The organism is Nonlabens tegetincola (genome assembly GCF_002117085.1).
In the GTDB taxonomy this organism is placed as follows: Bacteria; Bacteroidota; Bacteroidia; order Flavobacteriales; family Flavobacteriaceae; genus Nonlabens; species Nonlabens tegetincola.
Genome location: NZ_CP019342.1, coordinates 2142116 through 2154935 on the forward strand (window position 1 = coordinate 2142116; position 12820 = coordinate 2154935).

The 12820-nt window shown below is 34.6% G+C and carries 14 protein-coding genes; 4 read left to right on the forward strand and 10 right to left on the reverse strand.

Going from position 1 to position 12820, the window contains the following annotated elements; all coding sequences use genetic code 11:
* Positions 1-132: 132 nt before the first annotated feature.
* Positions 133-1035, forward strand: coding sequence for a gliding motility-associated ABC transporter ATP-binding subunit GldA (gene gldA / locus BST91_RS09975; protein ID WP_085775299.1), 903 nt, complete (start codon positions 133-135; stop codon positions 1033-1035).
* Here gldA and BST91_RS09980 read toward each other — a convergent pair.
* The 8 genes from BST91_RS09980 to BST91_RS10015 form a co-directional block, all read right to left on the reverse strand.
* Complete coding sequence (locus BST91_RS09980) at positions 1032-1739, reverse strand: TIGR04283 family arsenosugar biosynthesis glycosyltransferase (RefSeq protein WP_085775300.1); 708 nt, start codon at positions 1737-1739, stop codon at positions 1032-1034. The two genes, gldA and BST91_RS09980, sit on opposite strands and share 4 nt — an antisense overlap.
* 6 nt (positions 1740-1745) lie before the next feature.
* The gene (locus BST91_RS09985) at positions 1746-2501 is read right to left on the reverse strand and encodes a DUF547 domain-containing protein (protein ID WP_085775301.1); all 756 of its coding nucleotides are present in this window, start codon (positions 2499-2501) and stop codon (positions 1746-1748) included.
* Positions 2502-2568: 67 nt separating this feature from the next.
* Entirely contained in the window at positions 2569-3387 is an 819-nt protein-coding gene (locus BST91_RS09990; RefSeq protein ID WP_085775302.1) for a purine-nucleoside phosphorylase, read from the reverse strand.
* Entirely contained in the window at positions 3377-4000 is a 624-nt protein-coding gene (locus tag BST91_RS09995) for a TIGR04282 family arsenosugar biosynthesis glycosyltransferase (protein WP_085775303.1), read from the reverse strand. Before BST91_RS09995 ends, BST91_RS09990 begins: the two co-directional genes overlap by 11 nt.
* Positions 4001-4052: 52 nt before the next feature.
* Positions 4053-4613 carry a hypothetical protein gene (locus tag BST91_RS10000; RefSeq protein ID WP_317043036.1) on the reverse strand — a complete coding sequence of 187 codons (561 nt, stop codon included), beginning with the start codon at positions 4611-4613 and terminating at the stop codon, positions 4053-4055.
* Positions 4588-5937 (reverse strand): magnesium transporter, encoded by a 1350-nt coding sequence (gene mgtE / locus BST91_RS10005; RefSeq protein WP_060523728.1) that lies wholly within the window; start codon positions 5935-5937, stop codon positions 4588-4590. The genes BST91_RS10000 and mgtE overlap by 26 nt, the downstream gene beginning before the upstream one ends.
* Before the next feature lie 58 nt (positions 5938-5995).
* Positions 5996-6844, reverse strand: coding sequence for a 16S rRNA (adenine(1518)-N(6)/adenine(1519)-N(6))-dimethyltransferase RsmA (gene rsmA / locus BST91_RS10010; protein WP_060523726.1), 849 nt, complete (start codon positions 6842-6844; stop codon positions 5996-5998).
* A gap of 41 nt (positions 6845-6885) precedes the next feature.
* Complete coding sequence (locus tag BST91_RS10015; RefSeq protein ID WP_085775304.1) at positions 6886-9153, reverse strand: tetratricopeptide repeat-containing hybrid sensor histidine kinase/response regulator; 2268 nt, start codon at positions 9151-9153, stop codon at positions 6886-6888.
* A gap of 114 nt (positions 9154-9267) precedes the next feature.
* Here BST91_RS10015 and BST91_RS10020 point away from each other — a divergent pair, with 114 nt between their 5' ends.
* From BST91_RS10020 to BST91_RS10030, 3 genes are all read left to right on the forward strand, one after another.
* On the forward strand, positions 9268-9852 hold the full coding sequence (locus tag BST91_RS10020) for a HupE/UreJ family protein (protein WP_042279553.1): 585 nt from the start codon (positions 9268-9270) through the stop codon (positions 9850-9852).
* A gap of 90 nt (positions 9853-9942) precedes the next feature.
* On the forward strand, positions 9943-10374 hold the full coding sequence (locus BST91_RS10025; RefSeq protein WP_042279552.1) for a deoxycytidylate deaminase: 432 nt from the start codon (positions 9943-9945) through the stop codon (positions 10372-10374).
* A complete protein-coding gene (locus BST91_RS10030) occupies positions 10374-11954 on the forward strand; it encodes a S41 family peptidase (protein ID WP_085775305.1) in 1581 nt (526 codons plus the stop codon). Before BST91_RS10025 ends, BST91_RS10030 begins: the two co-directional genes overlap by 1 nt.
* On the opposite strand, the gene BST91_RS10035 is transcribed toward BST91_RS10030, so the two are convergent.
* Positions 11951-12148, reverse strand: a complete 198-nt coding sequence (locus BST91_RS10035; protein ID WP_060523720.1) for a hypothetical protein — start codon at positions 12146-12148, stop codon at positions 11951-11953. The genes BST91_RS10030 and BST91_RS10035 overlap by 4 nt on opposite strands.
* A gap of 6 nt (positions 12149-12154) precedes the next feature.
* Positions 12155-12742, reverse strand: coding sequence for a MarC family protein (locus BST91_RS10040; RefSeq protein WP_042279549.1), 588 nt, complete (start codon positions 12740-12742; stop codon positions 12155-12157).
* Between the last annotated feature and the right edge of the window lie 78 nt (positions 12743-12820).

Here is a 12820-nt window from a genome sequence, read left to right on the forward strand (position 1 = left end):
AAAGTAATACAGAATTATTAAAAATCAAGTAAATATTTAAAAATGAGAAAAAATTAACCTTGATAACTAGGTGAATAAAAAATATAATGCTTTCGCGAAAGCGTAATAACGTTCTTTCTTTATCTTTACCTTATGTCAATAGAAGTAAGAAAAGTTACTAAACATTACGGTACGCAAAAAGCACTAAACCAAGTAAGTTTTACGATTAAATCAGGCGAAATAGTCGGGTTTCTAGGACCTAATGGCGCTGGTAAATCTACCATGATGCGTATAATCACCACTTATCTAAATGCGGACGATGGTGAGGTCTTAGTTAACGATCATGATGTGAAGACCGCAGCGAGACAAGTGCAAAGCTCAATAGGATATTTACCTGAACACAATCCCTTGTACCCTGATATGTATGTGCGTGAATATTTGAAATTTACCGCAGATGTTTATAAGGTAAAGAATGCCAAAGAACGAATAGACGAGGTAATCGAGGAAACAGGTTTAACCACTCATGCAGGTAAAAAAATAAAAGAGCTTTCTAAAGGATATAAGCAACGTGTAGGACTCGCTCATGCCTTACTGCATAAGCCTAAGGTATTAATACTAGATGAGCCCACAACTGGACTTGATCCCAATCAATTAGTAGAAATAAGAGAATTGATACGTAAGGTTGGTAAGACTACTACTATTCTTCTTTCTACCCATATCATGCAAGAAGTTGAAGCCATGTGTGATCGTGTAATCATCATCAATAAAGGTAACATTGTTGCCGATGATTTATTGAAAAACTTGAAAGGTGACTCGAATCAAGAAATTGAAGTGGAATTTGACTACCGCGTAGAAGTGGAGCTACTTTCTGAGATTAAAAAAGTACGAGAAGTAAAAGAACTTTCAGGATTCAAATACTTGTTAAACTTTTACACCCATGAAGACATGCGCAGCGCAGTTTTTGATTTTGCACATGATAATGGATTAAAAATTCTATCCTTGAATAAGCTTAATCGAGATCTTGAGACTTTGTTCCATGAGCTTACAAAGAACTAGTCACAATATTTTAGATAATATTGATGCAATTGCTGGATGCTATCACCTCGCCACTTGCGGTAATAAATATTCAAATAATACCATTGCAATTTAAAGATACCTACGTCCTTATACCGTCTAGAACTAGTAGTAAGGACTTGTGGTAAAACCGTATAACAGTTTATGGCATATAGCTTATTGATAAGATCGTAGTCCTCGTAAATTGGTAAACTTGTGTCGTAACCACCAATTTTAGTGTACATCTCATTGCATATAAATTGAGACTGGTCACCACCGCGAGATACTTTCCAAGAAAACCTTGTAAACCATCCCATAAGAAACAACCACCAATTGGGATTATCAAACTTCATTCTAAAACAACCCGCTTTTTGATTTCCATTTACTGCGTCAATAATTAGTTGGTCAAATTTTACGGGTGGATAAGAATCTGCATGAAGGAAGTAAAGGATGGAACCTTGTGCATGCTGCGCTCCATGATGCATTTGTTTACTTCGACCCTTTTCTGAATGCAACAAGGTTACTGCTTTAAAACTATTGGTCGATATTCGGTACTCTTCAATTAATACTGAAGTTCTATCAGTACTGCCGCCGTCTACAATCAATATTTCAAGCTGTCTAGAATCGCTTGCAGATTGTTCCAAATATTCAAGAAGTGAAATTATTCCCTTTTCTTCATTCAATACTGGAACAATTATACTTATCATTCTATATTATTGTTTATTAAGCTTCCAATTGTAATCCTTATAATCTATGGAAGCATTTTTATTAATCTTTACCGTACTGTATTTGTTGAGGTAATCAATCAGACCTAACTCTTTTGAAGTAAAATCATCTTTATACCATTTAAAAATTTTGCTTAAAGAGACCTTATCTCTTGAAATGTCATTTTTTGATGAGTTAATAAATTCACGAGCTCCTTTTTCCATCAATTCTTCCAAATTATCTTTAGTAAAAGCGCGATTTTGTAATTTGGGACAAGAATAACTAGCGCAGTTTATGGCAAAATGTACCCGTGGATCGCCCATTTTTAAAAGTATACCTTTTTCAATATCATTAAGTGAATACTTTTCCCCTTTAATCGTGATATATTCCTTATTCCACACCGAATTAAAAGTGCCTCCTATATCCTTAATACTTTCTGGCATATTATTTTCCAAAATCAGTTGCACTGCTGCCGCATTGTATAAATTGATATAGTAAGCCAAGGTGCTCTTCCTATCCCAACTTGAACTAGGCTTGTGATTACCTAGATAAACTAAATATTCGTCTAGTTTAATCTTATCCTTTTTCCAACCCTTATAATCTACAAATCCTTCTTGATTCACATAGGTGCGTAATAAGTCATCAAATATCGAATGATCTACAGGTGAAATCGATTGACGAGATTCAAATTCTTGTACTAAAAGGTCATTACTCACATTACAAGTACCTAAAAGAAAAAACAAGTGTATAAATATATACTTCATGACTTCAAATTTTTAACGCAAGTAATGAAAATGAGTTCACAATAATGTCACAAACCTTTTTTTGACTTTACAAAGATTCAATTAAGCTCTTGAAAAGCTCAACCATTTTAGGCTCCGCTTTTCCTGCCACTTCTATAATTTCTGGAACATTGATTGGCTGTAGGTTATCTGGATCGCATTCATCTGTAAGGACAGATACTGCAACAACAGGTAGTCCTAAATGATTTGCAACGATAACTTCTGGGACCGTACTCATTCCTACAGCATCGGCACCAAGAATTTTGAGCATACGATATTCTGCTCTAGTTTCTAATTGTGGCCCGACCACACTGGCATAAACACCAGTATGTAAAGTTATTTTCTTACTACTAGCGATATCTTTAATCTCAGCGCACATCTGTTTATCATAAGGCGTACTCATATCTACAAATCGCTCACCAAATTCTCCTACATTTTTAAATGCCAATGGGCTGCCACCTTGTAAATTGATATGATCATCAATTAACATCATGTCACCCTTTTTCATATTAAGATTTACAGCACCGGCAGCATTTGATATCAGTAAGTTTTTAATTCCTAGCTCATTCATTACTCTTATTGGATAGGTGATATCCATAAAATCATAACCTTCATACAAATGAAAACGTCCTTGCATAACAACGACTTTTTTTCCTCCCATTGTACCGTATATCAGTTTTCCTGTATGAAACTCAACAGTAGCTAAAGGAAATGACGGTATGTTATTATAATGAGCAACAATGGGTTCTTCAATTTTATCAACTAATTGACCTAGACCAGTTCCTAACACAATTCCTACTTCAGGCTTGTCAAATCCTAGTTCTTCTAGATACTTAACTGAATTTTCTAATTGTTTCTTACTTAACATCTATATTTTTTAAAAATGGTTGAAATGCTTGAACATCTTTTATATCCTCGTAATAATCGACATCATTACGCGGTTCTAAGGTAGCATAATTTAATTTCTTAAGATCTCTGATGGTGTCTTCATAAACTGTACCAGTTCCCCATTGCTTGTCTTCAAAAATTCCTTTTGGGATATTTTTATTAAAACCCAATAAGTAATATCCACCATCAGTGGCTGGTCCTATTACAGCTTCATGAGTATTAAGTGTTTCAAAGGCTAGATTAAGGTCTTGAGAAGACAGATCGTACAAATCACTGCCTATAATCACAACTCGATCGTACTCTTTGAGAGCCCTTTCAAAAGCTGCACTCATCTTTATTCCCAAATCACCCTTTACCTGTACATGTTTTTTAAACACGTCATCAGCCCAAATGTCGTTTTCATGAATTTTTTCAGAATACCAGACTTGTTTGACCACTTGCAATGGTTCTGTAATAGTTTTGGTATGGTTGAGTAAAAACTTATAAATTTCTAGAGTAGCTTGATCTCCAATTGTAGCTGCTAGTCTACGTTTACCTTTACCCAATTCTGGATTACGAGTAAAAATAAGTAATGCTGCATTTTGTTCCTTCATCACTACAAGTATAAAGCAATACCGCAATTAAGCATAAAAAACTTTGCTAAAACTAAAGTTCGATCATATTAAGCTCTTGCTCATAATCGAATTGTAAATCTTCATGAAGTGTAGAAATACGCACCTTTATTAAGGTTATTTGCCTAGCCACTAAATCTCTTATCACTTTTGAATTAAAAACTTTAGGAACATTCTCTCTAAGTGCGTATACAAAATGGATCAGTAATTGAACCTCGGTTTCTTTATTTCCAGAATATCTAATAAATTTCTTTACTTCTTTGAGTAGCTTGCGTATGTTCTTTTTACCGTAATAAAGATTTGAGGTATTTACCTCTAGTACCTTTTCATCGATATACGCTTTAATCCGGTCAACGTATCCCTGCTCATAGTCTGCTTCAAAAAGAATGTAGGTAAGTAGCTCTTTATTTTCTTTTTTAAATCTAGCAAGGCGTTGAATGACTTGTCTCAAATCATCCTCAGACCTGGATTTGAGCTCATCCCTTATTTCTTTGGCACTTGCTGCTTTCATATTTCTAATTGCTAGATGGTGATTACGCTTTCGCGAAAGCGTAATAATTACACTTCTATTATATCCCGATAATAGCTTTGGCAATCATAAAATAGATTAATATTCCAAAAATATCGTTACTAGTGGTTATAAATGGTCCTGTTGCTATCGCTGGGTCAATTCCTTTTTTGTGTAAGGCTAGTGGTACAAATGTCCCTACTAAACCAGCGACGATTATCACTGAAAATAAAGATACTGAAATTGCGATACAGGTTAAAATACTTTGCTGTGTAGCTATGGTATAAGCTAATAACAAAATAGCCAAAATAAAACCATTAAGCATTGCTAGAAGCACTTCTTTTATCAAACGGTTACCTATACTTCCTTTTAAATCGTCATTTGCGATACCTTGTACGATAATCGCGCTGGATTGAACACCTACATTACCAGCCATGGCGGCTATAAGCGGAGTAAAAAAGTAGAGTACTGCATTATTTTCCAGATCTGCCTCAAAACCTTCCATGATTGCAGCGGCTCCTATTCCACCCATTAGTCCTAGTACTAACCATGGTAATCGTGCTTTGGTCAAATCCCAAATACTATCGTTTGCCTCTACATCTTGTGATATACCACTGGCTAGCTGGTAATCCTTTTCAGCCTCTTCTGTAATAAAGTCTACAATATCGTCAATGGTAATACGACCTACTAAACGGTTAAGTTCATCAACCACCGGTATAGCTTCTAGATCATACTTACGCATTAATCGTGCGACCTCTTCACCTGTTGTGTGTACATTGACAAAATCAACTTTTGGTATATACACATCTTTTATAGGGGCATTATCTGGTGCGGTAATCAAATCTTTAAGAGATAATCTTCCCTTTAATTTATTGGCATTATCGACAACATAAATACTATGAACTCTAGTAACATTCTCACCTTGTGCACGCATTTCACTTAAACAGCCAGTCACGCTCCAGTTTTCATTAACCTTAATGAGCTCCTTTGCCATAAGTCCACCTGCACTATTTTCATCGTAGCGCAGTAACTCTACGATATCCTCAGCATGTTGTTCATCCTCGATCTCATTGATAACCTCTTGTGCTACTTCTTCAGAAAGCTCGCTAAGAATATCTGCAGCGTCATCAGTATCCATTTCTTCAAGCTCACCGGCGATTTCTTTAGGTGAAAGGGCGTTGATGATGCGCTCTCGTTGGTCCTCATCGAGTTCCATAAGAGCCTCAGAAGTTTTCTCAGAGTCAAGAAGTTTTATGATAAATACGGCCTCATCTAGATTGAGTTCGTCAATAATCTCTGCCACATCGGCAAAGTGCAACTCACTTAACAGCGCACGCAACTCATCTTTATGGTCTTGTTCGATGAGTGAACGTATTTTATCCAAAAACTCGGTGCTAATTGTAAATTGCATAATAATGAGGCTTATAATGCAAATATACCTTAATGAGATTGAGGATTACAAGACCCTTTTACTTGTTGTTTGACAATTGCTCAATCTTTGTAGCTAGTTCTATGAATTGTTGAACTGAAATTTGTTCTGGTCTAAGACTAAAAATTTCTTGTTCACGAATTTCATCAGGTAATTGCAATGATTTTAGTGTATTACGCAATGTTTTACGGCGTTGTTGAAAAGCGAGTTTCACCACTCTTCTTAAGGTGCTATAAGAGCATGGCAAACGATCATAATCATCTTTACGTGTCAAGATTAAAACACCACTTTGAACTTTTGGTGGTGGATTAAATACCTCTCTACCTACGGTAAATAAATACTGCGCATGATAATAAGCTTGCGATAATACCGATAAAATACCATACGTTTTAGAGCCATGTTGAGCACAAACACGTTCTGCTACTTCCTTTTGAAACATCCCACCAAATTCTATGACTTGATCTCTATTTTCAATAGCTTTAAAAACAATTTGAGTACTTATGTTGTAAGGAAAATTACCAACGATAGCAAAGGGCTTATTACCATAAATTTCATTCAAATCCTTTTTTAAGAAATCGGCCTCAATTACAGCAAAGTTATCTTCATTGACAACTTTGGGATGTTCTAGTCTAAAACTATGTTTAAGATAAACTACTGACTCACTATCCAATTCTAAGGCTGTTACCTTAATACCTTTTCTTATAACATGTTTGGTAAGTACACCTGTTCCAGGACCGATTTCGAGCACCTCATCATATCCATTGTAGCTCAATACATCAGCTATTCTTATAGCCACAGTTTCATCTTTAAGAAAGTGTTGCCCTAGATGCTTTTTGGCTGTTACGCCTTTATCGATAGCTTTGTTTTTCTTTATCTTTTTGTAACCCAATTTTTTTATTCTTGATAAATTAGAAGGAAAGCAAAGGTCGTCTATTTTGAACTACGATAACTTATTATTGTAGTTGCTATCTTATTTTTCAACTCCTTTATGTCATATGGCTTTATGATTATATCATTCATCCCAGAGGAATAAATACGCTCACGTGCTTCTTCAATTTCAACAGCTGTCAAAGCTATTATAGGCACGTCACTAATTTTTCTAATATTTTGGGTTGCTGTTATACCATCCATAACCGGCATATTAACATCCATTAAAATTAGATCTACAGGATTGTTTTTATAAAAATCAATTGCCAAAGCTCCATTTTCAACTACAGAACATTGTACACCAACCTTTTCTAGGATTTTCCTAGTTACCATTTGATTTATTTTATTGTCCTCGGCAACTAGGATTTTAAGTCCTTTCAACACATTTTCTAGCACGATAGGCGTTGTGCTTCCTTCGTGAATGCTTGAAGTAGCAATTTCAAAATCAAGAGAAAAGTAAAACGTAGACCCTTTTCCTTCATCACTGTTTAATTTGATTTCACTGCCCGAAAGATCTAGCAGTCGCTTCACTATAGGTAATCCTAAACCAGTACCTTGATAAAGATTACTATGAGCATCACCTTGTTTAAACTCTTCAAAAATATCTTGTTGCCTTTCTTTTGATATACCTGTACCGCTATCTTTAACTTTAAAAGTTATATGAGCTATTCCATTATTACTCATTGATTCTAGCTCCACAACTATACTTCCATTTTCAGTAAACTTATTAGCATTTCCCAGTAGGTTCATTAATATTTGGGATAATCGTGTAGGGTTACCTTTTACTCGATGAGGTAAGTTGTCAGGAATAATGGAATTTAGAGTGTTGTTATTTTGTCGTTTTAAGTATTCAAAGGTTTTAATAATCTTCTCTACCAAATCACGGATTGAAAACACTGTTTCTTCATCTTCAATTTTATTATGGTCTATTTTATTAATTTCTAGAACGTTGTTCACCAAAGCTAAAAGATAATCAGCAGAAAACTTTAAAGACTCTAAATCACTAGAGAGCGTTACATCTTTATTATTTTCAGACAGGATCGAACTTAAACCTATTACTCCGTAAAGCGGTGTACGTAATTCATGACTCACAGTTGAGAAAAAGTTATTTTTAACTTCAGCTAGATCTTCTGCCTTTTTCTTTTCGATTAGATAGGCGTGGTTTTTCTTTCTAAGCTGTTTAATTATTCTTTTCCGTTTGTAAAAATTACTCGCTAGAATTAAAATTATCAAAAGAGCAACGGCTACAAGACCAAAAAGAACATAGTTAAGTATAGTTCTATTTTTTATTTGTTCTTCCTGCAGTTGTTTTTGTAATCGAGTTTTATCTAGTTCACGCTGGTATTCCTCTACCTTATATTTTTGCGCCAGCTTTGCTGTTTCTTGTTCTATGAAATTAGTCTGATTTGTTTTTAATATTTCAATATACTGATCTTGAATAATGGCAGCCTGTTGAAGTTTATTATTTTCTAATAAACAAACAGAATAAGATTGAAGGAGCATTTCTTTTTCAGACGAATTGTTTTGCGCTTCTGTTATCTTAATACCTTCCAGAAAGTATTTTTCTGCTTCATTAGTCTTTCCATTTTGACAGTAATGAATACCAATAAAATTTTTAACTAATGCTTTATAATCATCAGAAACACCTTCAGGGAAAATCTCTTTATCCTCAAATTGCAATACGATCTTGCTAAACTCATCCCATCGTTCAACATCAATCAAGTAATCAGCGTAGTTATACATAGCATATTCCAAGCCATTTATATCACCTATACGTTCATAAATTTCAATAGCTTGTTTATAATAATCTTCGGCCATTTCTAATGTTTTCATTTGTAAAGAATAAACATTAGCTAGATCCACATAGGAATCGGCAGTAGCTCCATCGTTATTTAACTGTTTAGAATATTGAGCCGACTTTTTGAAATTTTCAGTAGCACGCACAGTATCTCGTAATTGTAAGTAATCAAACCCTAGGTAATTATAGCTACGACTTATAGCATCAAGATCTTTTGCATGCAATGCATGTCGTAAGGCAAATTGATTGAGTTCAAAAGACTTTTTATATTGACCCGTTTTAAAATAATCGGTAGACCTACTTAAAATAGAATCTAATTGATATGGGGTATAGGTAGTCTTAACCTCATAAATGCTATCAAGCTCTTGACTATTACAAAGAACACATGATAACGTACCGATTAAAAGGCTTAAAATAGCACGAGATATTTTAACTTGTTCTAGCAAAATGGCATGGCTGTTTAAAGTAGTCAAAAGATAAGAAAATAAAATTACACACGAATGATAATTCCTACTTAGAATTTTACAGCAAACTGTCTGCTTTTTTATAATTAGATTTTATTTTTGACCAAATCCCCAAAAATAATTATGAACGATTTTATACTATATGTTACAGAAGGTTTTGAACATGTCCTAGATCTACGCGCTTATGATCATATTTTATTCATAACCTTATTAGCAGTTCCTTATTTATTCAATAGCTGGAAAAAATTACTTTGGTTGGTAACCGCATTTACAATAGGACATACTCTATCTCTATTTCTAGTAGCATATGGTGGCGTGAGTGTAAAATCTGCCTATATAGAATTTCTTATTCCAGTTACCATCGCAATCGCAGCTTTATACAACATCTTTACCGCTGGTAAAAGACATAGAGACCAGGCACATTGGGTTACCATAATAATTACTTTATTTTTTGGATTAGTACATGGTTTTGGTTTTGCAGGTGAATACAAAATGCTAGCAGCTGGAGCAGACAATGATTTTCTCATGTTATTAGAGTTTGCTCTAGGAATTGAGCTAGCTCAATTAGTGATAGTGCTTATCGTATTGATTTTAAACTTTATATTTACTGGCCTATTTAGGTTTAGTAAAAAGGATTGGGTGCAAATTATAAGCGCCATTATTTTCGGTATTGTAATCCCTATGCTTATTGAAAGATGGATGTGGTAAGCCGATCATGTTTTTTGCAATAAACCTTAACATTTTATCGCTTTCGCGAAAGCGTAAACCTATTAACAAAGCCTGTCTAATCAAGTTTGCATGAATAACACCAACAAACAGCACAAATACGACGTTGCTTATTTGAAAATGGCACAGGAATGGGCCAAATTATCCTATTGCAAAAGACGACAAGTAGGAGCTCTTATAGTGAAAGATCGCATGATTATAAGCGACGGATATAATGGAACGCCTAGTGGTTTTGAGAATTTTTGTGAGGATGAAGAAGGATATACAAAATGGTATGTGTTACATGCAGAGGCTAACGCTATTTTAAAAGTAGCAGCATCAACACAAAGTTGTCAAGGTGCAACACTTTATATTACCATGTCACCTTGTAAAGATTGCAGCAAGCTAATTCATCAAAGTGGTATAAAACGTGTAGTGTTTATAGAAGCTTATAAAGATCAAAGCGGAGTAAAATTTTTGGAGCGTGCTGGCGTTACAGTAGAACGAATCACTGAATTAACTTAATGAAAAAAACGTACCTGTACTTACCCATTTTCCTAGGAGTGTTTTTTGCTGCTGGAATTTTATTAGGGCATTATATTAATGATGTTACTAATGGCAGGTATCTAGCAAGTAACAATTCATCCAGGCAAAAATTAAATCGATTAATTGATTTAATAAAAAATAAGTATGTGGACGATATCGATACAGATAGCATTGTTGATGCTACGGTACTGGGTATCATGCAAAATCTAGATCCACATTCAGTTTATATACCTAGTGACCGTGCAGAGGCGGTACACAACGATATGAGAGGTGATTTTGTAGGGATTGGAATCAAATTTTTTGTGAACAACGACACGATATCTGTAACTCAAGTCTTTAAAGATGGTCCTAGTGACGAGGCTGGAATACGTAGCGGTGATAAAATTCTTACCGCCGATGGACGCAAATTATATGGAGAAAATGGTACAGACTCCAGTATTCTTAAGGGGAAAGACGGTACAAGGATAACACTAGGAGTATTGCGACCAGGAGATCAGGAATTACTTCAAATTCCAGTGACTAGAGGTAAAGTTGCGCTACGTAGTGTAGATGCCGCTTATATGTTAAGCTCAGATTTAGGCTATATTAAAGTCAACCGTTTTGCTGAAAATACAATTGAGGAATTTGATCAAGCTATCGAAACAGTAAAAAAAGCTGGTGCAACATCCTTAGTTTTAGATTTAAGAGACAATCCTGGAGGAATACTTACTGCGGCGACTCACATAGCCGATGAGTTTTTACAAGAAGATAAACTCATTTTGTTTCAAAAAGATCGCAATAATAAACGAATTGACAGCTATGCCACTGACGATGGTGATTTTGAAGATAGAGAGGTCTACATCCTTATCAATGAAAATAGCGCTAGCGCAAGTGAAATTGTTGCAGGTGCCTTACAAGATAATGATATTGGTATTATTGTAGGTCGTAGAAGTTTTGGTAAAGGTCTAGTTCAACAGGAAATGAAGTTAGGTGACGGCAGTTCTGTGCGATTAACAGTGGCTCGTTATTATACTCCTACTGGACGCAGTATTCAACGACCTTATGATATGGGTAAAGAAGCCTATTTTAATGAATACATTAATAGATACCAAAATGGTGAATTAATCGATGAATCAAATATTGAAGTGAACGATTCATTGAAAAGAATTACTCCAGGCGGCAAAGTCGTTTATGGTGGTGGCGGTATTGTTCCAGATGTTTTTGTTCCTAGTCCAGATGGATACATTCTTCAAACCTTAGATTATTTTGCTAGAACTGGTTTTGCCGATCGTTTTACAAACATGTATTTACAAGAAGACGGCGCCTATTTGTTCAACCTATCCAAACAAGAGTTTTTGGAAGAGTATGAAGTTCCTGAACCTGTCATGGAGAATTTCATACAGTTTGCTCAACTTTATAATACCAGTATTAAATTACCTGGATATAGGAATGAAATTTCTTTAATCATAAAAAGCTCTATTGCCGAACAGCTTTTTGGAACCCAGCTCAAAATAAAACTGATTAATCAGGAAGATAATATGATTAAAAAGGTTTTACAATTACACGGAAAGTCAAATTAAGCCTTACTTTTCTCTTTAATTTTAAGAGAAGTAAGCATTATCCACATAAGTACTACTACACATAAAGCTGCGATAATACTTATTACGGCAATTTGACTATCTCCATTAAATGGCTGGTTAAAATCTAGTTTAAACACATTAAATAAAGCGCTTGCACCAGCAATGATCATCATTATTTTACAGAATAGCTTCATGATATTTTAAATAAATAGTTCTTTTATATTGGTCGCAAAAAGCTTCACAGCTATCGCTAATAATATAACTCCAAAAATTTTACGTACTACGTTGATACCTTGTTTTCCTATAACCTTTTCAATTCTTCCAGAATTCTTCAGCACTAGATAAACAAAAGCAATATTCAATACAATTGCTACAATAATATTAATCCCACTGTATTCCGATCTCAAAGACAAAACAGATGTTAAAGTACCAGCACCGGCAATGAGAGGAAAGGCTATAGGAATAATTGCTGCTGTTTCAGGAGCATCATCTTTATACAGCTGTATTCCTAATATCATCTCTAATGCAATAAAGAAAATTATGAAAGCACCTGCAACAGCAAATGAATTTACATCAATTCCAATAAGGTTAAGCATGCTCTCTCCTACAAACATAAAAACGATCATTAAGATACCAGCTACTATACTCGCCTTTTCACTTTGAACATGTCCCACCTTGCGACGCAAATCAACAATAATCGGAATACTACCAATAATATCTATTACAGCAAATAAAATCATTGCTGCAGTAAACGTCTCTTTAAAATCAAAAGCTGTTAAAAATTCCATCTCGGTTTATTCAAATTTTTTGCAAAAGTACTGTTATTTAAAAGTTGGGCAACCACAATTCCTGTTTAAATAATTCTT

Bases quoted from the DNA above. Each gene is read 5' to 3' on its own strand.
- gldA (WP_085775299.1), top strand. From the start codon at position 133: ATGTCAATAGAAGTAAGAAAAGTTACTAAACATTACGGTACGCAAAAA.
- BST91_RS09980 (WP_085775300.1), bottom strand. From the start codon at position 1,739: ATGATAAGTATAATTGTTCCAGTATTGAATGAAGAAAAGGGAATAATT.
- BST91_RS09985 (WP_085775301.1), bottom strand. From the start codon at position 2,501: ATGAAGTATATATTTATACACTTGTTTTTTCTTTTAGGTACTTGTAAT.
- BST91_RS09990 (WP_085775302.1), bottom strand. From the start codon at position 3,387: ATGTTAAGTAAGAAACAATTAGAAAATTCAGTTAAGTATCTAGAAGAA.
- BST91_RS09995 (WP_085775303.1), bottom strand. From the start codon at position 4,000: ATGAAGGAACAAAATGCAGCATTACTTATTTTTACTCGTAATCCAGAA.
- mgtE (WP_060523728.1), bottom strand. From the start codon at position 5,937: ATGCAATTTACAATTAGCACCGAGTTTTTGGATAAAATACGTTCACTC.
- BST91_RS10020 (WP_042279553.1), top strand. From the start codon at position 9,268: ATGAACGATTTTATACTATATGTTACAGAAGGTTTTGAACATGTCCTA.
- BST91_RS10025 (WP_042279552.1), top strand. From the start codon at position 9,943: ATGAATAACACCAACAAACAGCACAAATACGACGTTGCTTATTTGAAA.
- BST91_RS10030 (WP_085775305.1), top strand. From the start codon at position 10,374: ATGAAAAAAACGTACCTGTACTTACCCATTTTCCTAGGAGTGTTTTTT.
- BST91_RS10035 (WP_060523720.1), bottom strand. From the start codon at position 12,148: ATGAAGCTATTCTGTAAAATAATGATGATCATTGCTGGTGCAAGCGCT.
- BST91_RS10040 (WP_042279549.1), bottom strand. From the start codon at position 12,742: ATGGAATTTTTAACAGCTTTTGATTTTAAAGAGACGTTTACTGCAGCA.